This window comes from Bacillus sp. 220_BSPC (genome assembly GCF_001054655.1).
Classification (GTDB): Bacteria; Bacillota; Bacilli; order Bacillales; family DSM-1321; genus Peribacillus; species Peribacillus frigoritolerans.
Map to the genome: position 1 here is coordinate 1 of NZ_JVPL01000243.1, position 641 is coordinate 641.

1 protein-coding gene is annotated in these 641 nt (G+C 40.2%); it reads right to left on the minus strand.

What is annotated here, in order from left to right; genetic code table 11:
* A partial coding sequence (locus tag ADA55_RS19185) for an IS110 family transposase (RefSeq protein ID WP_048686814.1) occupies positions 1-502 on the minus strand: 502 nt, incomplete at its 3' end.
* Positions 503-641 lie beyond the last annotated feature (139 nt).

Consider the following 641-nt stretch of genomic DNA (forward strand, 5'->3'; position numbering starts at 1 on the left):
CCCCACGGTATTCAGGAAACACTTGATCCAGAACTGCTTGAAATTGTAATTTAGTTTGTACCAACAGGCCTGTAATATTTTCGTGCTGTCTTGTAAGGTTACGTAGGTTTAAGAGCTGGATTCCTCGCTGTTTATAAGGCTCTAAGTCCTCTTTATAATACAGCTCACAGAGATGACGAGCGTCAATAACATCTGTCTTTACCTTGCGTAAACTAGAACTCTTAGCTCGATACGATATGAGTGGATTTACGATAATCAATAAGTACCCTATATCCTCGAAAAACTGGACAACTGGTGTATGATAATGTCCAGTGGATTCTAATACAATGGGAGGCCGTCCCCCGGATACATTTTCTACTTCTCTAATAAAGTCTAGAAGACTAGCTAACCCTTCAAGAGTATGTGCTACTTTAAAGCTTTTTTTGTAAGGCTGCTTTTTATCCAAGAAAGCTTGAACCTGACTTTCCCCTTTTGCCACATCCAGACCAACAACTGGATTCATAAATTATCTCCTCCTAATATAAAGTCACCGGTACCCCAATTCCTTCTTGTAGTATCATAGCTTCGCTTGTTATACGAGATCATAGTCCCAACCAGCCTCAATCATGTTTCTACAAGTAGGGGGCGAACTGTTTAGTTGA